Below are 21,145 nucleotides of genomic sequence, written 5' to 3' on the forward strand. Positions count from 1 at the left end.
TTATTAATCTCTTCTATTCGTACAGCAGAGGTTTGATCTCATCGGAATCTATATTGTTCTTATCGTACCAGTGAAACCCGGTATCAATATTCTTTTCTACGGTTTCCCCTTTAATCGCCTGCACAGCTGCCTTCACCGCTTGATACCCAATACCAATGGGGTCCTGTGTAACAGCGCCAGCTACAACACCACTACGAATAGCATCCATTAACTGTTTACCGGAGTCAAAGCCGATAACCACAATCTTACCACCCATCTGTAATTCATTTACTGCATTAGCTACTCCTACTGCAGATCCTTCGTTTGAGCCATAGATTCCTTTAAGGTCCGGATTGGCTTGCATCATCGCTTTTGCAAGATCCGTGGACTTCAACTGATCTCCGCCGCCATATTGCGGCTCTAACACTTCAATATCTGGATATTTCGCTTTCATTTGTTCTAAGAAGCCATCACGACGCTGTTGACCTGTGCTGCTTGTTTGATCATGTACAACTAAACCTACTTTACCCTTTTTGCCGATCAACTCAGCCATTTTATCAGCTGCCAAAGCTGCTGCCGCTTTATTGTCAGTCGCTGCGGTTGCTACAGGAATATCGCTATCTACACCAGAGTCAAAGCCAATGATTGGAATATTGTTTTCCTTTGCCTTTTCCAGATATGGAATCGCTGCTTTGCTGTCGAGAGCTGCTAACGCGATTGCTGCTGGTTTCTTATCTAGCGCCGTCTGCAGCATCTCAATTTGTTTATCTACCTGACTCTCATTTTCAGGTCCTTCAAACGTAATCTCGACATTAAACTCCTTAGCTGCCTTCTCGGCTCCTTGCTTCACCGCTTGCCAGAATTGATGCTGGAAGCCTTTTGAAATGACTGGGATATATGGTTTGTCTGAACCGGATGCACTCTTTTTGCTATCACTGTTGTTACAAGCACCAAGTAAGGTAGTTGCCAGTAATAAACTGGCAAGCATGATAATCCCTCTTCGACGTTGTTTCATTTAAATCTTCCCCCTCGTCATTTGCTTTGTATATCACTCCGTATGGAGATAATACCTCGTTCATTGCTTCCGTCTGCGAAGAATATCAGCATACACTGCTATGATGATGACAACACCGACAATGACTGTCCGCCATTCCTGAGCAACGGACATAATCTGTAAGCCATTCGTCAGTACACTCATAATCAGTGCACCAATAATTGTACCTAGAATAGAACCTACGCCCCCGCTTAAAGATGTGCCTCCAATGACGACAGCCGCTATAGCTTCAAGTTCATAACCAGTGCCAAGTGATGGCTGGGCTGAATTTAGACGTGATGCCATCAGGATACCAGCGATTCCGCTGAAAATCCCTGTGATGGTATAGATCACAATCTTCCATTTGACCGTATTCACACCTGATAAGCGAGTTGCTTCTTCATTGCTGCCAAGTGCAAAGTTATAGCGTCCAATAATGGTCTTCGATAAGATGATGCTTGCGATAACACCGAGCAATAGGAAGATTACGATGGTGTTAGGAATGCCTGGGATCATCTTGCCCATTGCAATCTTGGCAAAAATCGGATCATCATTGAAATAAATCGGCTTGGCACCCGTTATGACAAGTGATAATCCTTTAGTGACCATCATGATCGCCAGAGTAGCAATGAAAGGTGGAATATTCATTTTCGCCACCATTAAACCACTTATAAAACCGCATAGTGCACCAGCTAGAATCCCGCCTACTATTCCGAGTGGAACAGGTAGGCCCCAGAATGTAATGATGACGCCAACCATCACCGAGGAGAAGGTCATCACAGTACCCAAAGCAAGGTCGATCCCGCCCGTAATAATTACAAAGGTTGCACCCAGCGCTAATACCCCAATTACAGCTGTCGAGACGAGGATTCCAACTAGGTTAGAAAACTGAAAAAAGTTACTTGATGCTACGGAAAATACGATAACCAGAATGATCAAACTTGCGAATGCTAGTAATTTTTGTTTAAACCCTGATTGCGCCCCGGTTTGCTTCGAGCTGATAGGCTGGCTAATCCCTTTATCTGCGATCTTCATGACCTTGACACCTCCGATAAACTCTTGAACGATTATGAACGCATCGTCGCATATTTCATTATCGCTTCTTGCGATGCTTCTTCTGCGAGTAGTTCACCAGTTATACGTCCTTCACACATGACAATAATGCGATGGCTCATTCTTAGAATCTCTGGGAGATCTGAAGAGACTATAATGATCGCTTTTCCCTCACCTGCTAGCTGATCAAGCAACTTATAGATCTCACTTTTCGCTCCTACATCAATACCACGTGTTGGCTCGTCGAAGATCAACACATCGCAATCTCTCGTTAACCATTTCCCGATAACTACTTTTTGCTGATTCCCACCGGATAAGAATTTGACTTTTTGACTTACACTTGGAGTCTTGGTTGCTAGTGCTTCCGCATGCTGCTCCGCGGACTTTCGCATCTCCCGATCCCTCATCCATCCGAATGCATTACGGAATTTATAGAAGGAAGCAATCGCATTATTCATGCTAATGTCCATATCTACAAGCAGCCCGTAGCGTTTGCGATCTTCGGACAAATAGCCAATTCCATGCTGCACCGCTTGGTGAGGCTGTTTTATACGAACCGTATTTCCATGCAGCATAATCTCACCCTTATCGATAGGATCAGCCCCAAATACGGCACGAACAACCTCAGTACGTCCAGCGCCCATTAATCCAGCGAAGCCCAGAATCTCACCTTTATTCAGATGAAAGCTGATATCCTTCAACATTTGCCCACTGGATAAGTTTCGAACCTCTAGTACGACTTGCTCTGTCTGTAACGAATGTGTTGGCTTCGACGTTTGATACAGTTCACGACCAACCATCATGCTAATAATCTGATCAATGGTTATTGAATCCGTCCGAACAGTATCCACGTAACAACCATCCCGCATGACTGTAATGCGGTCTGTGATCCGTTTCAACTCATCCATGCGGTGAGAGATGTATATAATACCTACACCTTTTTCTCGTAATTGCTCGATCATACGGAATAACTCGTTAATTTCCGTATCTGTCAACGCTGCAGTTGGTTCATCCATGATCAGTACCTCCGCATTGAAGGACAAAGCTTTTGCGATTTCAACCATTTGCTGATTAGCAACTGTCAGATCTGAGACCAAAGTCTTCGGATCAAGCTTTAGATTCATCTGATCAAACAGTTCCTGCACCTTACGATTTAGCTCCAGATCATCAACGAACCATTTCAGTGCCTTGCGCGGCTCACGACCAATAAATATATTTTGGGCCACTGTAAGATGCGGCATTAGATTCAGTTCCTGATGAATGATACTAATCCCGAGTTCCTGCGCAGCGCGAGTATTGGCAATTTCCACCTCAGATCCCTTGTACCACATCTGACCCGCATCCTTGGAATAGACTCCTGTGGCAATCTTCATTAAGGTAGACTTTCCTGCGCCATTTTCACCGACTAAGGCATGCACTTCCCCACGCTTCAGCTCAAATTGACATTGATTCAATGCATGAACACCAGGAAAAAATTTATCAATCCCCGCCATTCGTAGTAATACTTCGTCCATTTCATATCCACCTCAAATCCTTTATGAATGCCTTTTTTTAAAGTAATCGCTTTCAAATGTTGAATGTAAAATTATTGTATTACCTATAAGTTTCCAATGTAATGGAATAATCTCCGTAAAAAAGTTTAAAATTTTATGTTTTGAAGCAAGCAAAAAAGACCACACCGTCCTTTTACGGACGAAGTAGCCTTTAGATCAGCTCATTTGTGTATAACAGTTGGAATCCTTACATTCGAATAGCCTACAGGTTCTGACCCTTTCCTGCCACCAAGGTGAATGTCTTTGGTATTCCTTTATCATAAACATCCGAGGATAGATTGGGTTCTTCGATCAATTGGCGGATCACAAGCCCGGAACTGGCAGCAGCTGTTACAATTTCTCCAAGCGTCCAGCGGCGCCAATATACAATGCTATGTTCCTGTTCGTCTATTGGTTTGCCTGTGGAAGGCAAATACTTAGAGTACGAGACCTTTTTTTCTTCCAATGTCGTTTCGAAATAGTCCCCGCTAACTTTGTGCTTACGAACCTTCGCTGTAGAACCCTTAGAGGATATAAGCTTAGTTGTCACAGGATGGAAATCACGTAGAACAAAAATCCCACCAGGAGAAAGTAAATGGCGGACGGTTTCCATAAACGGTGCTAGGTCGGTAAAGTAGTGTACAATTCCTAATTCAGCAAATACGATATCATATGAACCATCGAGCACGTGATCTGGCAGCTTAAGAACATCCGATACGATATAGTTAAGCTGAACACCTGCTTCTTGTGCGAGATCAGCTGCATAACGCGCATTAGCTTCTGAGAAGTCAGCAACAGTAACGTCCGCTCCAAGTAATGACAGCGCGACTGCCTTCATTCCGTTTGATCCCATGAGATTCATCATCTTTTTACCCTGTACATCTCCAAAATAAGAAGAGAGCGGGTACAGCTTTGCACTTGGTTCCTTAATTAACTTGGCTGCAGCCTCAGACGGTGTACCAAATCGAGCAACCCAAGCTGTGTACGTGTCTTCGTTCCATAGTTCCTCACTCGTTGGCGCAGTGCCTTTTCCAGGATTCAGTTCTAAATTTTGATCTTGTTCTTCCATACCTTGCGACCCCTTTATGATTAAAATATCTATTATGAAGCATTCTGAATGGCATCTGCCACCTGAATCGTTTTCTTTCTTCCAGCGTACAAATATACGCCCAGTCCTAACATAACCAAAAGTCCACCTGCCCATTGTAGCGCAGTTAATTGTTCACCCAAGAGCAGATAAGCAAGGATACTAGCCCCCACTGGTTCTCCTAAGATGTTCATAGATACCGTAGTTGCGGATACATACTGAAGCAGCCAATTAAATAAAATATGACCAAACACCGTAGGAACCACTGCTAGCAATAGGAAAATCCCCCACTCTTTCGCAGGATAATTGAAAAAGGAAATCCCCATAATCAGATTGTATATGGCAAACACACCAGCCGCTGATAAGAAGACTATCAAGCTGTACAGGTATGAGGGCATGCGCACTACAAGCTTTTGACCGATAAGCATATGCACAGCTACCGCTACTGTTCCTCCAACCGATAACAAATCACCTTTAAGATTATCTGCAGAGATACCAATATCTCCCCAGCCGATAAACACTACTCCGCCTATAGCAATACTCAGCCCCAGAATAGCAGACACAGCCGTTTTTTCCTTATACAAAAAATAAACGCCCAGCATAATAAACACTGGCTCCAGCGCCATGATCATCGTTGAACTAGCTACCGAAGTATACTTCAAAGAGCCCATCCAAAGCAAAAAATGTAGAGCTAGCATAGTGCCTGAGAGCACTAGCATGATCCAGTCCTTTTTACGAAGAGCGAACGCTGCTCCGCTGTATGGTCTTGCAAAAGGCAACATCAGCAGCGAGGTGAACAACAGCCGATACATTCCTTGTATAGACGCTGGCGCTGCAGACCACTTAATAAAAATGGCGGAAAAAGAGATGGCCACAATCCCAATCAACATTAAAATCGGAATAGGAAGTGGCGGTTTTTTAAGCTTCACATGGTACGCGTCCTTTCAATATCTTAAGTCACTTATGTTAATTTAACGCAGACCGTGCAAAAATGCATCTATTTTCATTAGATTTCACTAAAAAAAGCATAAGCAATGTCATTTCTGACGAAAGCTCATGCTTTTTAAAGGCTAAGGCTTCAGAACAACCTTGATGCAGTCCTCTTTTTTCTCACTAAAAACGTCATAGCCATGCTCCGCTTTACTGATAGGCAGGCGATGCGTAATGATATCTGTCGGGTCAAATTTATTCTCTTTAATCATCTTATAAAGCAAAGGCATATAGTGAATTACTGGGGCTTGTCCCATCTTTAAGGTAATATTGCGTTCAAATAGATGACCCAGTGGGAACATATTGTAATTAAGCCCATACACCCCTACAAGCTGAATAGTTCCGAATTTACGTACGATATCCGAGGCCATTCTAAATGCACTGAGTGAGCCTCCCTGCAGCTTCAGCGTGGTTTCCACTTTCTCCAAAGCAGATATTTTGGCATCCAAACCTACACAGTCAATAACTACATCTGCGCCCCCATGTGTTATCTCCTTCAAATGAGCTTCAATATCCTTAATCTCTTCAAAGTTGTAAATTTCGACATTATTAGTCAGCTTCGCATGCTGCAGACGGTAGCCAATATGATCAACCGCAATGACTCTTGAGGCGCCTTTGATCCAAGCAAACTTCTGAGTAAGCAGTCCCACAGGCCCGCAGCCGAGAACAATGACTGTATCCCCTGGCTTCACTCCGCCGCTTTCTACTCCCCACCAAGCTGTAGGCACGATATCTGATAAGAAAAGGATTTTCTCATCTTCCATTTCTGCATCCTCAGGAACTACAAAAGGGCCGAAATTACCATAAGGTACCCGCAGCAATTCAGCTTGCCCGCCAGCAAAGCCGCCATAAGTATCGGAATAACCTAAATAACCGCCTGTATCCTTGGCCTCGTTAGAATTATCGCATTGACTCTCCATCTCATGCTGGCAGAAGTAGCACTGACCACAGGCTACATTAAAGGGAATAATGATCCGGTCGCCTTCCTTGACTTTAGTTACGTCTGGACCGATCTCCTCAACAATCCCCATGGGCTCATGACCAATAATATAATCATCATGCATACCTGGAATTTCACCATTAAAAATGTGCAGATCTGAGCCACAAATCGCTGTAGAAGTAATTCGAACGATAATGTCATCCTTTTTCTCAATCCTCGGATCAGCAACCTCTTTAACTTTCACTTTCTTCTTTCCTTGATAGGTTAATGCTTTCATGCTGTTAATCCGCTCCTTTGAAGTATGGCATAGGGTAGAACGATAACGTGTCTCTCTATGTTATAACCCTAAGCCCTATCCTCTTATCCATGAAGAAGCGGAGAATACATCATAAGTGCGTAATTATCAGTTACAGCTTCATCTCCAACTAGCTCTCCGGTCCGTGTATATACTTTTCGACTAATCTTGTTACTGCGTATATACCCTCCCCAAGGTTCTAAACTAATCATATGATCACTTTCGTACACTTCATATTTATAAAGGGACTGCTCATCGCATCTCCATTCCCCATGCAAATGGCTGTCATCCAGCCAGAGCTTTAATTGATACGTTTGCTCCGTGTTATTCTTTACTTGAAGATCCAAATAATTATAAGAACAGGTGGCTCCGCTTCCAAATGGCTGTGTACGCTGTTCATCTGGAAATACATCATAGCTGTGCCGATGTCGTTCCGTAACGGTAAGTGGTGTATGCAGTGTCATCCAGTAGATCAGATTGGACAACTGGCATAACCCACCGCCGACTCCAGAATGAAAACCGCCATAATGAAGCACCATACCCTCCAAATATCCTTTTCGCTTACTAGGCTTACCAATGCTTCTCCAATAGGAGAAAGTCTCCCCCGGGCGCACCATGAGCCCATCCAGTTTCGTGATCGCCAGCCGTAAATTAGTTATTTTATTGTACTGCAGCACCATATCTACATTCCGAAGACTTCTTAATAAAGGTGTAGCATGGGTCATGGCTTCATAAGATAAAATTTCAATAGTACGCTGCTTCGCTACCTTGCCTCGTCCAGTAAACCATTTCAAATACCTCTTCCAAATAAAATATCGTTTACCGACGAATAATCTAAGGCGAGAACGCTGAATAGGCTTCATGGCAGCCTGAGGTGTGCTCATCTAGAACTGGACCTCACTTGCAGGCTGTAAACGAGCAAACCTACCTCCAAGCACTGCATTATGATGCTTAACGATAGCTTCACTGCTCAGCAATGCGTTATCAAAAGTACTATGTGCATCTTGAACCAGAACACTCTTATACCCCATGCTGTATGCGCGTCTTATCGTCGTATCTAAGCAGAACTCACTTTGCATCCCACAAATCACCAGATTCGTAATCCCGAGCTTTTGGAGTTCATTTTGCAGTTCTGTTCGGTGAAAAGCATCCCAGGTAGGCTTCTCCACAATAACTTCGCCTTCCTGTGGTGTGATGCGGTGACTGATCTGCCAAGTGAGTGTACCTTTTGTATATTCCTCATCTTCTGTATGTTGAACATAGACAATAGGAGTACCTGCTAAGCGTGCTTTCTGCTGAAGGGAGATAATCTTTTCCATCACACCCTCTTCATCGTAAAGCTTTTGTGGATAGGAGAACATTGCTTCTTGGACATCGATAATTAATAGTGCAGTTGAATTTTCCAATTAAATAACCTCCCAGAACTTTTATGAAAATCATACCAGAAAATAGGACATTCTATCTACCAATTTAATGATTCAAATCATCAAAAAAAGGGCATCTGCTAAGCAGACACCCGTTACCTTTCAAGACTTTTTACTTGCCGCGCTTATTATGCCAGATCAATGCATGCAGCTGTGGAAGCACACGTACTCTATTCATTTCTTGATCCACGATTACTTTATTAAACAACCATTCCAACCTTCCCAACAGTCGAGCAGAAATATCGCCCTCTTCAGTGACATCATCGTTACCAGGTTGTAGGAATAGCTGCACATTTGGATATCGGTGGTGAACGTTTTTTGCATAATCAAAATCTGTCTCATCAAACACAACGACTTTAAGACTGTGCGTAGAACGGCCTAGATTCTCCATCTTACGCATGATGTTATCTAGCATTTCCCAATTCGTCGTCATCCCTGAGCTTGGTGGCTTCGGACTGATTGTCAGCACATCCACGTCATTGAACCATTCCTGCCATTTACTGCCCTGAGTTTCTATAGCCGCTTGTATCCCTCGTTCATGAAGCAGGTTAATAAAAGTGCCCATCCCTTCACCAATCAAAGCAGGATTTCCACCTGAAATCGTAACACAATCGAAATTATCTCCAGCTATAGCTAAAAGTTCATTCATAATTTCATCCGCTTCCAGCATTCGAACCTTATCCTTAGCAGTACCATCCCAAGTAAAAGCGGAGTCACACCAGCCACAGCGATAATCACAGCCATAGGTGCGGACAAACATCGTCTTCACACCAATTACCGCACCTTCACCTTGAATGGTCGGACCGAACATTTCAATTACAGGAATCTTACTCACAATCACAGCCTCCATACAAGCGGTAAGATGGCCCATCCTCAGGGATATCCTCTGCCAGCACCTCTGCCCAGGAGGTTGGTGTCTCCCACAGCTTTACAGCGTACAGCGGCAGCCCCGCTTGCTTAAGCTTGTAGGCAATATATGAAGACATATTCTCAACTGTGGTGCGGAAAGACAGCAAGGCTACTTTGGAACCCGTATTCGTTAACGTCTCTAACACTGGCTCATTTCCCATAGCGAGAAAAGCATGATCTAGACGGTCTACAAGGCTTTGTTGCACTGTCGTCTTGATATCGCTAAAGTCAATAACAAACCCTTCGTCTGAGTGGCCTTCCGTAGCCTCTGGTTTGCCCTTAAGCACTACTTCGAGCTTATAAGTATGTCCATGCAGGTTGCTACATTTCCCTTTGTGACCAATTAATTGATGGGCCGCATCGAACGTAAATATTTTGCAGACTGAAACCTCGTTAAGCATTAAGAACCGGCCTCCGTTCTCTCCGCCTCATATTGCTCAAGACCACGTTGACGTAATAGACAAGCTGGACAAGTTCCACAGCCACTACCAATCACGCCGTTATAACAGGTCAATGTGTGCTCGCGAACGTAATCAAAATAACCCAATTCATCAGCCATCTTCCACGTTTCTTTTTTATCCAGCCACATCAGTGGAGTGTGTACCGCAAACTCATAGTCCATAGACAAATTCAGCGTAACATTCAATGATTTCACAAAAACATCACGGCAGTCCGGATATCCACTAAAGTCCGTTTGGCAGACACCAGTGACGATATGGGAGTAACCCAACTGCTTAGCTAATATTGCGGCAAAAGATAAAAACAACAAATTCCGTCCATCCACAAATGTACTAGGAAGCTCATCACCTTCGCCAGCTACAATATCAATATCCTGTCGGGTTAATGCATTTGGTGCCAGCTGATTCAGCAGCCCCAGATCAAGGATATGCTGTTTCACATTAAACTTAGCTGCTATTTCTGTTGCAACTTCAATTTCTGCTGCATGACGCTGATTATAATTGAAGGTAACTACCTGTACTTCTTCAAATTGCTTCAAAGCCCATACCAGGCAAGTGGTGCTATCTTGTCCACCGCTGAATACGACGAGTGCTTTTTTATTCATCTTAATCTCTCCTTATCAACTTGTTGGGATTAGCGGTTGTCCACTTTTTCCGGATAGAGGTCGTGATTGATTAAGCGGTGTTCCGCCATCGCCTCATACTTCGTACCCGGTCTTCCATAGTTGCAATAAGGATCAATAGATATGCCTCCACGCGGAGTGAACTTGCCCCACACCTCAATGTAACGTGGGTCCATCAGTGAGATCAGATCATTCATTATAATGTTGACACAGTCCTCATGAAAGTCACCATGGTTACGGAAGCTAAACAGATACAGCTTTAATGATTTGGATTCCACCATTTTCTGCTCAGGTATATACGAAATATACAGTGTGGCGAAATCCGGCTGGCCTGTTACAGGACATAAGCTCGTGAACTCAGGACAGTTAAATTTAACAAAATAATCACGCCCTGGATGCTTGTTATCAAATACCTCTAAAATGTCTGGATCATAACCAAACTTGTACTGCGTTCCCTGATTACCTAGCAATGTAACTTCTTGCATTTCCTCTTTCAATCTTCCTTCTGACACGACAAAAAACCCCTCTCTTTTCCTTCGGCCTTGGCCGGTAATGGAAAGAAGAACGAGATTTCGAAAACTTGGCTCCACTAAGAAGAAACGGAAGCAGCGTCCAGGTTAGGACAGCATCCGCTTATACGAATTAATATACTCTTAGTTTTTTATAGAGGGAGTTCGCGAACCTCTCCTGCACAATCCGTGCAGACTTCTCCTTAAAGCATATTGCGTCTTGAACTATACCATGGGCGACCTGCTTCTGACAAGTTCTACTCTGTCCGTCTTCCAAATCCAGACCGATAGCACCGCAATCCATAAGAGTAAAAGAAGACTTTCTACGAGTAAAAAACCTTCTCCATTAAGAATGCTGTTCAAATTCTGGGCGATTTCAATACTTGGCAGAATAGCAAAGATCGGATAAGTCCACTCTGGAAGAGCGGCGTATAAAGTAGCTACTAAGAAAAAACAACCATAAAAGCGGAGCTGATGGCTGAACCATTTTTGGAGGAACTTACTTTTAAACCTCAGCTTTTTCCTTGTCTAACTCCGCATATACAGATTGGGAAGCTCGAAAACTACACCAATTTGGGCGTAGTTTCTTTTTATGACGTGAAATATTCATGCCATTAATTAAAATTTCTCCGCTTGTAGACTGAAGAAGACCCGTCATCATGCGCATCGTTGTTGTCTTCCCACCACCATTAGGACCTAGAAATCCAAAGACCTCACCTTCCTGTGTTCTTAAACGATGAGATGTGGAAAAAATATGGATTCAAATCCTAAGAAAAGGGTAACTTAAACATAATAATCTTCGAGGTAAGGGTGGGATCATCTTATGGAACAAAGCAGCATACAGAAACTTATGGACTGGATTAACAGTCATGTGAATGAAACTATTGTTATTGAAAAGAAAGAGCTTCGAGATCTGGATAAAATTCATTTTAATCTAGAGGCCGTTGAGTTTCGGAGTGCGGACGATGTTATCGATGACTATCTAGGGAGTGCCTTAATATTAAAAGGATTTGGCAGCACTTTAAACGCCGATGGTGAGTTAGTATCACTGCCACACTCTACCTATGACTTAGCTATTGACGGGCTACGAATTGAGGACATAGGTGATCGCAAAGCGGAAATCACTACAGATAGAGCTAAATACACCCTCTCAGTAGATTAAACAATAGGTGATGACAGTAAAAGAGCCCACAGTAGGCTGCGGGCTCTTTCTATTTATAGGTTACTCTTCCCCAATAATCTCCACTTCAGTTTCCAGCTCTACTCCGAATTTATCCTTTACAGTCGCTCTTACATGGTGAATTAGCCCAATGTAATCGCTGGCAGTTGCATTATCAGCATTCACAATAAATCCTGCATGCTTCTTGGATACCTCAGCACCACCGATTCTTGTTCCCTGTAAGCCACTCTCTTGAATTAACTGACCTGCAAACCGACCTGGAGGACGTTTAAAGACACTCCCACAGGAGGGATACTCAAGCGGTTGCTTGGATTCACGCAGGTAAGTAAGTTCATCCATTTTCGCCTTGATGTCTGATGCATCACCAGAAGTCATAGCAAATTTGGCCTCAAGCACGATGTATTCACCGCTTGCGAACACGCTTTTTCTATAACCCCATTGCAGCTCATCCCCTTGCAGAGTCACCAATTGCCCGCTCTTAGTTATAGCCAGCGCACTGTGCAATACATCTTTCACTTCTCCGCCATAAGCACCTGCGTTCATGTATAACGCTCCACCAACCGTTCCTGGAATGCCACAGGCGAACTCAAGACCCGTAAGTTCCATTTCCAGTGCATATCGGGATACATCTATAATCTTGGCGCCGCACTCCGCATATAAGAGATTGTCACGAATCCCCATTTCGGTTAGTCCTGCCGTTTGCAGAACGATCCCACGCACACCGCCATCACGGATAATCACGTTTGACCCGTTCCCAAGTACCGTAAGGGTGATCCCATTCTGTTCCGCATATGTAACGATCTTTTGAATTTCATCATAAGTAGCTGGGGCTGCCAAAATATCAGCTTTACCGCCCATTTTAGTGTACACGTGATCTTTTAAGTTCTCATGACTCTTCACTATACCTGCAGTCATTAATTGTTGCAGGTCATCTTGAATTTTGTCAATATTCATGTTTCATGCTCCTTTAACCATGTATAAATGATGGTCCTTGATCTATTTTTAGTAGTAGTATCATGGAATTGTAGGCAACCACAACTGTAACAACGAACAGGCTCCCTTGTCAATGACGGGAGCCTGTTCGTTGTATGATTTCAATTATAATTACACGGCTTTGTAGGCTGCAAGCTCGTAAGGAAGACACAGCGGCACACCTGTACGTGGATCTGGAACAATATCTGCCTCAATTCCAAACACTTCCCGCAGTACATCTGGTGTCATAACTTCTGTAGGTGAGCCTTCACTAACCACAGTACCAGACTTAATAGCTACCATATGCTGCGCATAACGAGTAGCATGATTCAAGTCATGCACTACCATGATAATGGTACGACCTTCTTCCTCATTCAGCTTTTGCAGAAGCTGTAGAACTTCAAGCTGGTGGGCCATATCTAGAAATGTTGTTGGTTCGTCCAGGAATAGAATATCTGTTTCTTGCGCCAATGCCATAGCGATCCAAGCGCGCTGACGTTGTCCTCCAGATAAACGGTCAATCGGACGGTCATGGAAAGGTTCCATACCTGTAACGGTGATAGCGTTGGAGATAATGTTGCGATCCTCCGCTGTCATTGTGCCGAATCCCTTTTGATGAGGAAAACGGCCATAGCTGACAAGTTCAGAGACCGTTAGACCATCTGGAGCCGTCGGGTTTTGCGGTAAAATCGCAAGCTGACGAGCTACCTCTTTTGTTGAAAAATTATGGATCGATTTGCCGTCCAGCATTACACTGCCGCTCTTAGGCTTCATGATCCGGGCCATTGTTTTAAGAATTGTAGATTTACCAGAACCGTTAGCGCCTACTAGTGCGGTTATTTTTCCCGTAGGGATAGTTAAGTTCAACCCTTTAACAATTGTAGCCTCTGCATACCCAATACTTAACTCTTCTGTGTTCAAACGTTCTGACATGTTAACAACTCCTTAAAAGTTTTATGGAGCTATGCTCCTAGAATGAACTGCATAGTAAAACTCGCTTCGTACGCATTATGCTTTCGATTTGGCGAGTAAATATAAAAAGTAAGGTGCACCAATGATCGCAACCACGATGCCTGTTGGAACTTCTGCAGGCTGTAACACCCATCTGCCGATAGTATCAGCAGTAATCATAAGAAGCGCCCCTGTCAACGCACTAGCGGGCAATAATACCTGATGACGGGGTCCCACAAGCTTACGGGCAAGATGTGGTGCAATTAGGCCGACAAAGCCAATTCCTCCACTTACAGCAACGCAGGAGCCGGCAAGCGCAACTGCTGTCACTAGAAGGAGAATGCGCTCCTTCTCCACTCGCATTCCAAGTCCTACTGAAGTATGGTCTCCTAGATTCAATACATTAAGAATACGGGCTTTATAGAAGGCGAACGGTAACAGAATCGCTATCCAAGGTAGCAGAGCAAGGACGAATCTCCAATCGCCACCCCATATTTTCCCGGCGATCCAAGTCGCTACAAATTGATAATTATTAGGATCAAGCCGAAGTGCCAACACAAGCTGGCAAGCGTTAATTCCGGCAGCGACCGCAATCCCGATAAGGATCAACCTTGTTGGAGATAGACCATCTGCTTTCCTATAAGCAAGAATATAGATTAAAGCGGCGGTTAAGCTAGCCCCCCCAAGCGCTAAGATCGGCAAGACAAATACCGGAGCTGCTGTTGTAGCCGGAAAAAATGAGATAAAAATGATTACCGCAAAACCAGCACCCGCACTTATGCCCAGCGTAGCCGGTTCAGCAAGTGCATTTCTTGCGAGACTTTGTAAAATACAGCCTGACACTGCAAAGCCCGCTCCAACCAGCAATGAAATTACGATGCGAGGTAATCTGAAATCAAATAAAATAAGCTTTTGCTGATGTGTTCCATCACCCAGCAGTGTATGTAATACCTCCCGTGGGGATAGACGCATAAATCCTGTATTCATACTGACAATAAATACAACGACGATCAGTATAGCAAGCAGTGATAACACCGTTATGGCACGTGTCCGTCGTTCTTTTTCATCTGGAGAAAGGGTTAATCTGTGCATTACAGCTCCCCCTTCCGCTTACTCGCCAAGTAGATAAAGAAAGGTACACCGATGATGGCAATTAAGGCGCCTAACGGCGTCTCATAAGGGGCATTTATCATTCTAGCGGCGATATCCGCAAAGATAATCAGTAAGCTCCCAAGAACTGCCGAGCAAGGAATAATCCAGCGATAATCTACGCCAACGAAATAACGTGCTACATGTGGAATAATTAGTCCTATAAAGGCAATCGGGCCAACCATTGAAACTGCACTTCCAGCAAGAACTACAATAACAATCATACATGCCAACTGTACTAATCTCGTCCGCTGCCCCAGACCAACTGCAACTTCTTTTCCTAAGCTGAGCAAGGTAACAGACCGCGATAACATCATCGCTGCGATTAATGCCACGAGCACCCAAGGGAAAATAATCTTGATCTGAGTCCAGCTTGCTCCACCCATTCCACCTGCTAACCAGAAGGCTATATCTTGGGACAAGTTAAAAAGTATAGCTATACCCTGACTAATCGCAACCAGTAGTGCACTAACCGCGGAACCTGCGAGCGTCAACCGTAAAGGTGTAAGGCCATTAAATGAAAGCGACCCGATTCCGAATACGATAAGTGAGGCTATAGCGGCACCAATAAAACAAAACAACATAAGTGAAGTGAATGATAGCGAAGGTGCAAAAGCAAATACAATAGCCAGCGCTACACCTGCTCCTGCATTCAAGCCGAGCAGACCTGCATCCGCTAGCGGGTTCCTTGTCATCCCCTGCATGATTGCCCCTGCTACTGCGAAGCAAGCCCCAACCAAAGCACCTGCTAACGCGCGTGGAAATCGTAGTTCCCTTATCACCTGATGCTGCTGTAAATCTGAATTGAAATGAAATATTGCTTCCCATACCGTAGCTAGCTTAATATTTGCCGCACCCACCGAGACCGAAAGCGCCAGTCCAAAGGCAATAGCAGCAAGTCCAAAAATTAGAATACCAATTGCAGCTGCCGGTCGGGTATGTAGAGCTTTTGGTGTATCATTTTTATTACGATGTGTGAAATCTGAGGGTGAAACCATTAGTCGTCTCCTTAATCGATAGTTACAAAGGTCTATATGATAACAACAATCATTCTCATTATCGCAAAAAAAATTAGGTTGTACAATTGTAGGAGCGATTTTCCCGTAATATGGGAGTGGTTTATAAAAAAATGGTGCAGATCTTAGTATCCTAAAATACTTGATCTGCACGCCCTTCCCCACCTAAATGATCAGTCTCATTCATGGTGAATTACGACTTTTATTTCACAAGACTTTTTAACACATCGTCAATAATTTTGCCGCCAGCGTTCGCACCACTGTATAGCCAGCTGCTTGTTGAGCTCATTTCATGCACATTACCAGCTTTTACAGCCGGGATGCCTTTCCAAATTGCACTGTCCAGAATCTCGGAACCCTCAGTCTTATCACTATTTACAAGGATAATATGATCTGCTGTCAGCTCAGAAAGCTTCTCTAGCGAGATTGGATTCCAAGTAGCTCTTGTACCAACAGGAATTTCTGTTACTAAGTTAGGCAGCGTTACACCAAGGTCTGTATATAATACAGCACCACTGCTGCGAGTTTCGTCTACAATATAGAAGTTCTTTTGTACCAACCATAAAATCGCCACGGACTCTTCTCCAATAGCTCCTTTAAGCTTTTCTTTTGCAGCAGCAGCTTTATCTTCATAATCTTTGATGGCTTTCTCCGCTTCAGGAGTCTTGTTCAGAATTTCACCAATCTTGAGTAGCGATTTACGCCAATCTTGATTTAGCTTATCCCCAATCACATAAGTCGGAGCAATCTTATTCAGTTGGTCATAGATACCGTTCTGTACAGAAGACTCCGATGGGATGAGAATTAGATCCGGAGCGAAGCTGGTTACTGCCTCGAGCGGAAGATCGTAGCTGATCGTAGGAACATCCTTCAATTCAGTGGACAGATAATCCTGAACACCATTAGGCACAGACCATTGTGCTACTGGAGTCACACCTAGAGTTACCAAAGCATCCTCCAAATAAGAACCCAGTACACGTTGTGGATTAGCTGGAATCGTTACTTCATGTCCCATTGCATCCGTTAACGTCTTAGGAGCTGCAGGAGCTTCTGTAGCTTCAGCAGTAGGTGCCGTCGTTGGCTCTGTTCCTGCGTTTGAAGCGTTACCGGAATTATTATTACCGCAAGCGGATAAAAATAGCACCATCACCATTAATCCGATCATCGTTAATTTCATGCTTCCAAATCTTTTTCTGTTAAACAAAAACATTAAATACCCTCCTAGTGTGTACATCCTATGTTATTCAAAGGTGTTGACTACCTCAGTCTCACTTTTAAATGATATTGATTCTCATTCTCTATGTCAACATATAAATTTTAAATTTTGTGGATTTGCAACAATTTCCTTCTTAAAAAATACAAAAAGGCTATATTCCGAACGTTCCGGATATAGCCTCTCCTTAATGATCCATTATTTATTCAAATGATATGGGACAGTCGCAACTACAACATCTTTAGAATTCATTAGATACGAACGAATTAAAAAGCTGGTCTGATTGTGAAGTACTGCTTGCCACCAATGCTTAGTTATAAACTGTGGAATCAGAATCGTGATATGATCCGTCGCTGCGGTCTTCCACTCCACTGTATCAATAAATTTCACTAACGGACGAATAATACTGCGATATCTGGAACGAAGAACAATCAGGCGTACACCTGGATTCCATTCCTCCCACCGTTGCTCCATCTTTTGGATATCCTCTTCATCAAAGCCAACATACACTGCTACAACATTATCTGTTAGAGACTTGGCATAGCTGATGGAATGCAGTACGGCTCGTGTAACACCGGCAACAGGGACAACAACCGTGCTGCCTTTAATCAAAGGTTTATCTGTACTCGGGCATATGCGAAGCTGATCTGCAGTGTTCAAATAGTGCTTGTGAATCCGGTGGAACACGAACATTACAGCAGGTAAGAAAATGAAAGCCATCCATACGCTTGAGAACTTTGTGATGATAAAAATAAGGGTAATCGTGAGTGTAGTCAGCATACCGATGGTATTTACAACAAATCTTTTTTTCCATCCCGCTGGCTTTGTTTTAAACCAATGAACCATCATTCCTAGCTGTGACAATGTAAAAGGAATAAAGACACCTACCGCATAAAGAGGAATCAAGCTTTCAGTATTTCCGTGAAATGCAGCTACAAGCAAAGCAGACAGAACACCTAGAAAAATAATACCATTGGAGAAACCTAAACGATCACCACGGACCATAAAAGCATGTGGCATATATTTATCTTTTGCAAACATAAATGCGAGCAGCGGGAACGCTGAGTAAGCCGTATTAGCTGCCAAGAACAAAATTACTGCTGTGATACCTTGAATGAAAAAATATAAGGTTCCGCGGCCAAAGGTCGATTCAGCGATCTGAGAAACAACCGTTGCCTTTTCGTCAGGCACTATACCGTACCAATACGCCAGTAGTGTAATACCTGTAAACATAAATCCAAGTATAACCCCCATGACCATTAAGGTCTTGGCTGCGTTCTTTTCAGCTGGTGCTTTAAAGTTTGGAATGGCATTAGATACAGCCTCTACACCGGTAAGTGCCGAACAACCAGAACTGAAGGCTTTTAATAGTAGAAACAAACTAACATTAGAAACAGCCGAACCAATTTCAGGGACATTCGCATGAACGCCACCTGCCGCATATTTAATAATACCGGAGATAATCAATACTACAATCGACACCACAAACAAGTAAACTGGGATAGCGATGAATGAAGCCGATTCTGTAACTCCGCGAAGATTAATTAAAGTAAGAAGAATAATAACGGATACTGCAATAAGAACGGTGTGATTATGAAGACTTGGAAAAGCCGAAGTGATCGCATCCGTCCCTGCCGACGCACTAACAGCTACGGTCAGAATGTAATCCACTAACAAAGACCCTCCTGCTAAGAGTCCTGTCGGAACACCAAGATTACTCTTGGCAACGATGTAAGCTCCGCCTCCCTGAGGATAAGCGTAGATCGTCTGCCGATAGGATAAAATCAGGATGGCCAGCAGGCCCAATACGGCTAAAGCAATTGGCAGGGAATACCAGATGGCAGTAAACCCCGCAGCCACCAGTACAATCAAAATTTGTTCCGTTCCGTAGGCTACAGACGAGAGCGCATCAGAAGACAGGACAGCCAGTGCTTTAACCTTGGATAACTTTTCATGATCGAGTTCGTTCGACTTCATCGGACGCCCGATCAATAGTCGTTTTACCTTGCTTACCATGGTGGATACAGTTCCTTTCTTTGGGAGCTGAAACGGAATTTCCGCGCGCTGTTTTCATTGGTGGATTTCATAAATGCAGACACTAAAAATAGCATACGGAAATGATCCGCATGCTATGCATGGTCATTATCCCACCTTGCTTACGAGGTTAGCTGGCGGATTCGGGCTGTGGTTTAGCCCTACGGTATAAGTCTAATCGACCCTTTCCGATTCACCCCATTGGCACATATGCCAAGTTTGGTTCCCCCGTTTTTCCTAAGAAAATTCAGCGCATATTCAACTTCTCACAAGGTCTAATATTAGTCTACAAAGTGTATACAGTAAAGCGTTGAAAAAAATGAAAAAAGAATGAAAAAACATCCAATAAGCGCAAATATAGCGTCTCATTGGATGCTCTCTTTCATTCTCTTCAATTATCCCGCTGGACCGTGTTTTTAATCACTTTTCACATCTTTTTCAGATCCCTAAAAAGTTAAAAAATCAAAATCCTAAACTTTCCTCGTTATCTAACTCCATCACTTCTTCTTCCTTGCGTCCGTACCAAAGTAAAATGCTAATTAAAGCAAAAGCAATTAACGCAAGGAAAGGAATCGTAATGAATCCAAAAAAGTTCAAATAATCCTTATTACACGGAACACCAATTGTACAAGGAAGAACTTTACTTAACGCAGGAATCTTCTGTTCCGCATAATGATAGATCGAGATACTGCCACCAATTAAGCTTAGTGGAAGTACATAAGGGATTATCCGTTTCTCCCCGCGAAAGGTCGCAATACCCAAGAGGAATAACTGAGGATACATGAAAATTCGCTGGAACCAGCAAAGCTTACAAGGTTCATATTTCAACACTTCGCTTAAATACAAGCTACCAGCAACAGCAACTAAAGAGACGAACCAGGCCAGATACAGGCAGTTACGCTTGCAAAAAGATAGGAACTTTGTCACTTTGCCTCCACAGCTTTTGCGGCGTCGTTAATTTCAGTTGAAATCGTTTCAATGTTAAATGGATCCGCAGTCATTACTCCATTGATGTAAAGGGATGGTGTAGTCGTCACACCAGCTTCACTAGCTAACTGCATACCCTTATTCAGCTCATCTGCATACGTACGATCCTTAATATCTTTACGCAGCAGTTCATAATCGATAGCTAACTTCTCTTTCTCCGCAAGGCTTACTAAGAAATCTTCAGTCGCCCATTCTTCACTCTCATCACCTTGCTGTGCGTATACAGCATCGTAGAACTTCCAGAATTCATCATTATTCTGATGATATACAGATAAAGCAGCAAGTGAGGCAGTCTCAGAGTCTGGACCAACAAAAGCCATATTTACAAAGTAGAAAGCGGCTTTTCCCTCATTGACAAAATCTTGAACAATTTTTGGTTTAACTGTGGTTGCAAATTGGGAACACGCTGGACATTTTAAATCTCCAAATTCAACAATTTTAACAGGTGCATCCTCTTTACCGATTCTAGGCAGCTCACTGTAATTGAATGCTACTGGTTCTCCTGAAGTGGCATTTTTTGCGGCATCTTTCGAAGCTAACATAAACAATCCAACAAAAATGATGACTACTAAAGCTATTGAGCTAATAATTAAAATTCTCGTCTTCTGCTTTTGCTGCTCCTGTTCTACCCGCCGTTTCTCTTGTTTGCTTAGCTGGGGAACGCTTGTACTTTTATTAGGTTTACTCAAGGAGAGTTCCTTTCTGTCCTCTGTGGACTAATGTAGTTTTAATCATATACATTTAAAATTATATAATTTTTAATCTCTTTTTGGCAAACAATACTGTAAAAACGCTGTAAAAAAGACACAAT

22 protein-coding genes and 2 riboswitches are annotated in these 21,145 nt (G+C 43.3%); of the genes, 1 reads left to right on the plus strand and 21 read right to left on the minus strand.

Annotated elements, in window-relative coordinates:
* Positions 1-13 precede the first annotated feature (13 nt).
* From QNH28_RS15825 to QNH28_RS15885, 13 genes are all read right to left on the minus strand, one after another.
* Positions 14-994 carry an ABC transporter substrate-binding protein gene (locus tag QNH28_RS15825; RefSeq protein WP_060623448.1) on the minus strand — a complete coding sequence of 327 codons (981 nt, stop codon included), beginning with the start codon at positions 992-994 and terminating at the stop codon, positions 14-16.
* A 60-nt stretch (positions 995-1,054) separates the two neighbouring features.
* A complete protein-coding gene (locus QNH28_RS15830; protein WP_076283610.1) occupies positions 1,055-2,047 on the minus strand; it encodes an ABC transporter permease in 993 nt (330 codons plus the stop codon).
* Between the two features lie 32 nt (positions 2,048-2,079).
* Positions 2,080-3,579, minus strand: coding sequence for a sugar ABC transporter ATP-binding protein (locus QNH28_RS15835; protein ID WP_283907543.1), 1,500 nt, complete (start codon positions 3,577-3,579; stop codon positions 2,080-2,082).
* A 241-nt stretch (positions 3,580-3,820) separates the two neighbouring features.
* Positions 3,821-4,666: a class I SAM-dependent methyltransferase gene (locus tag QNH28_RS15840; protein WP_283907544.1), complete on the minus strand. Its 846-nt coding sequence runs from the start codon at positions 4,664-4,666 to the stop codon at positions 3,821-3,823.
* Between the two features lie 32 nt (positions 4,667-4,698).
* A complete protein-coding gene (locus QNH28_RS15845; RefSeq protein ID WP_283907545.1) occupies positions 4,699-5,613 on the minus strand; it encodes a DMT family transporter in 915 nt (304 codons plus the stop codon).
* Between the two features lie 141 nt (positions 5,614-5,754).
* Positions 5,755-6,891 (minus strand): zinc-dependent alcohol dehydrogenase, encoded by a 1,137-nt coding sequence (locus tag QNH28_RS15850; protein ID WP_283907546.1) that lies wholly within the window; start codon positions 6,889-6,891, stop codon positions 5,755-5,757.
* A gap of 83 nt (positions 6,892-6,974) precedes the next feature.
* Positions 6,975-7,793 carry a VanW family protein gene (locus QNH28_RS15855; RefSeq protein ID WP_283907547.1) on the minus strand — a complete coding sequence of 273 codons (819 nt, stop codon included), beginning with the start codon at positions 7,791-7,793 and terminating at the stop codon, positions 6,975-6,977.
* Positions 7,794-8,315, minus strand: a complete 522-nt coding sequence (locus QNH28_RS15860) for a cysteine hydrolase family protein (RefSeq protein ID WP_349654991.1) — start codon at positions 8,313-8,315, stop codon at positions 7,794-7,796.
* 130 nt (positions 8,316-8,445) lie between these two features.
* Complete coding sequence (gene queE / locus QNH28_RS15865; RefSeq protein ID WP_283907548.1) at positions 8,446-9,204, minus strand: 7-carboxy-7-deazaguanine synthase QueE; 759 nt, start codon at positions 9,202-9,204, stop codon at positions 8,446-8,448.
* The gene (locus tag QNH28_RS15870; RefSeq protein WP_283907549.1) at positions 9,161-9,643 is read right to left on the minus strand and encodes a 6-pyruvoyl trahydropterin synthase family protein; all 483 of its coding nucleotides are present in this window, start codon (positions 9,641-9,643) and stop codon (positions 9,161-9,163) included. The genes queE and QNH28_RS15870 overlap by 44 nt, the downstream gene beginning before the upstream one ends.
* A complete protein-coding gene (gene queC, locus QNH28_RS15875; RefSeq protein ID WP_283907550.1) occupies positions 9,643-10,305 on the minus strand; it encodes a 7-cyano-7-deazaguanine synthase QueC in 663 nt (220 codons plus the stop codon). Before queC ends, QNH28_RS15870 begins: the two co-directional genes overlap by 1 nt.
* Positions 10,306-10,334: 29 nt before the next feature.
* Entirely contained in the window at positions 10,335-10,808 is a 474-nt protein-coding gene (gene queF / locus QNH28_RS15880; RefSeq protein ID WP_036687775.1) for a preQ(1) synthase, read from the minus strand.
* 162 nt (positions 10,809-10,970) lie between these two features.
* Positions 10,971-11,014: riboswitch (PreQ1 riboswitch) on the minus strand.
* Between the two features lie 323 nt (positions 11,015-11,337).
* Positions 11,338-11,592: an ATP-binding cassette domain-containing protein gene (locus QNH28_RS15885; protein WP_349655067.1), complete on the minus strand. Its 255-nt coding sequence runs from the start codon at positions 11,590-11,592 to the stop codon at positions 11,338-11,340.
* Positions 11,593-11,655: 63 nt separating this feature from the next.
* Between QNH28_RS15885 and ymzB the strand changes: the two genes are divergently transcribed.
* Entirely contained in the window at positions 11,656-11,994 is a 339-nt protein-coding gene (gene ymzB, locus QNH28_RS15890) for a protein YmzB (protein WP_283907551.1), read from the plus strand.
* 60 nt (positions 11,995-12,054) lie between these two features.
* On the opposite strand, the gene murB is transcribed toward ymzB, so the two are convergent.
* The 8 genes from murB to QNH28_RS15930 all read right to left on the minus strand — a co-directional run bounded on the left by murB (position 12,055) and on the right by QNH28_RS15930 (position 21,023).
* Entirely contained in the window at positions 12,055-12,966 is a 912-nt protein-coding gene (gene murB, locus QNH28_RS15895; protein WP_283907552.1) for a UDP-N-acetylmuramate dehydrogenase, read from the minus strand.
* Between the two features lie 150 nt (positions 12,967-13,116).
* Positions 13,117-13,917 carry an ABC transporter ATP-binding protein gene (locus tag QNH28_RS15900; protein ID WP_283907553.1) on the minus strand — a complete coding sequence of 267 codons (801 nt, stop codon included), beginning with the start codon at positions 13,915-13,917 and terminating at the stop codon, positions 13,117-13,119.
* 75 nt (positions 13,918-13,992) lie between these two features.
* Complete coding sequence (locus QNH28_RS15905; protein WP_283907554.1) at positions 13,993-15,027, minus strand: FecCD family ABC transporter permease; 1,035 nt, start codon at positions 15,025-15,027, stop codon at positions 13,993-13,995.
* Positions 15,027-16,082, minus strand: a complete 1,056-nt coding sequence (locus QNH28_RS15910) for a FecCD family ABC transporter permease (protein WP_283907555.1) — start codon at positions 16,080-16,082, stop codon at positions 15,027-15,029. Before QNH28_RS15910 ends, QNH28_RS15905 begins: the two co-directional genes overlap by 1 nt.
* Positions 16,083-16,302: 220 nt before the next feature.
* Complete coding sequence (locus tag QNH28_RS15915) at positions 16,303-17,310, minus strand: ABC transporter substrate-binding protein (protein ID WP_283907556.1); 1,008 nt, start codon at positions 17,308-17,310, stop codon at positions 16,303-16,305.
* A 201-nt stretch (positions 17,311-17,511) separates the two neighbouring features.
* A complete protein-coding gene (locus QNH28_RS15920) occupies positions 17,512-19,329 on the minus strand; it encodes an APC family permease (RefSeq protein WP_283907557.1) in 1,818 nt (605 codons plus the stop codon).
* 123 nt (positions 19,330-19,452) lie between these two features.
* A riboswitch (cyclic di-AMP (ydaO/yuaA leader) is annotated at positions 19,453-19,610 on the minus strand.
* A 199-nt stretch (positions 19,611-19,809) separates the two neighbouring features.
* Positions 19,810-20,274, minus strand: coding sequence for a disulfide oxidoreductase (locus QNH28_RS15925; protein ID WP_283907558.1), 465 nt, complete (start codon positions 20,272-20,274; stop codon positions 19,810-19,812).
* A complete protein-coding gene (locus QNH28_RS15930) occupies positions 20,271-21,023 on the minus strand; it encodes a DsbA family protein (protein ID WP_283907559.1) in 753 nt (250 codons plus the stop codon). Before QNH28_RS15930 ends, QNH28_RS15925 begins: the two co-directional genes overlap by 4 nt.
* Positions 21,024-21,145 lie beyond the last annotated feature (122 nt).

Origin of the sequence: Paenibacillus sp. G2S3 (assembly GCF_030123105.1) — a bacterium.
GTDB lineage: Bacteria > Bacillota > Bacilli > Paenibacillales > Paenibacillaceae > Paenibacillus_AQ.

Bases quoted from the DNA above. Each gene is read 5' to 3' on its own strand.
- QNH28_RS15825 (WP_060623448.1), bottom strand. From the start codon at position 994: ATGAAACAACGTCGAAGAGGGATTATCATGCTTGCCAGTTTATTACTG.
- QNH28_RS15830 (WP_076283610.1), bottom strand. From the start codon at position 2,047: ATGAAGATCGCAGATAAAGGGATTAGCCAGCCTATCAGCTCGAAGCAA.
- QNH28_RS15835 (WP_283907543.1), bottom strand. From the start codon at position 3,579: ATGGACGAAGTATTACTACGAATGGCGGGGATTGATAAATTTTTTCCT.
- QNH28_RS15840 (WP_283907544.1), bottom strand. From the start codon at position 4,666: ATGGAAGAACAAGATCAAAATTTAGAACTGAATCCTGGAAAAGGCACT.
- QNH28_RS15850 (WP_283907546.1), bottom strand. From the start codon at position 6,891: ATGAAAGCATTAACCTATCAAGGAAAGAAGAAAGTGAAAGTTAAAGAG.
- QNH28_RS15855 (WP_283907547.1), bottom strand. From the start codon at position 7,793: ATGAGCACACCTCAGGCTGCCATGAAGCCTATTCAGCGTTCTCGCCTT.
- queE (WP_283907548.1), bottom strand. From the start codon at position 9,204: ATGGGCCATCTTACCGCTTGTATGGAGGCTGTGATTGTGAGTAAGATT.
- QNH28_RS15870 (WP_283907549.1), bottom strand. From the start codon at position 9,643: ATGCTTAACGAGGTTTCAGTCTGCAAAATATTTACGTTCGATGCGGCC.
- queC (WP_283907550.1), bottom strand. From the start codon at position 10,305: ATGAATAAAAAAGCACTCGTCGTATTCAGCGGTGGACAAGATAGCACC.
- queF (WP_036687775.1), bottom strand. From the start codon at position 10,808: ATGCAAGAAGTTACATTGCTAGGTAATCAGGGAACGCAGTACAAGTTT.
- ymzB (WP_283907551.1), top strand. From the start codon at position 11,656: ATGGAACAAAGCAGCATACAGAAACTTATGGACTGGATTAACAGTCAT.
- murB (WP_283907552.1), bottom strand. From the start codon at position 12,966: ATGAATATTGACAAAATTCAAGATGACCTGCAACAATTAATGACTGCA.
- QNH28_RS15900 (WP_283907553.1), bottom strand. From the start codon at position 13,917: ATGTCAGAACGTTTGAACACAGAAGAGTTAAGTATTGGGTATGCAGAG.
- QNH28_RS15905 (WP_283907554.1), bottom strand. From the start codon at position 15,027: ATGCACAGATTAACCCTTTCTCCAGATGAAAAAGAACGACGGACACGT.
- QNH28_RS15910 (WP_283907555.1), bottom strand. From the start codon at position 16,082: ATGGTTTCACCCTCAGATTTCACACATCGTAATAAAAATGATACACCA.
- QNH28_RS15915 (WP_283907556.1), bottom strand. From the start codon at position 17,310: ATGTTTTTGTTTAACAGAAAAAGATTTGGAAGCATGAAATTAACGATG.
- QNH28_RS15920 (WP_283907557.1), bottom strand. From the start codon at position 19,329: ATGGTAAGCAAGGTAAAACGACTATTGATCGGGCGTCCGATGAAGTCG.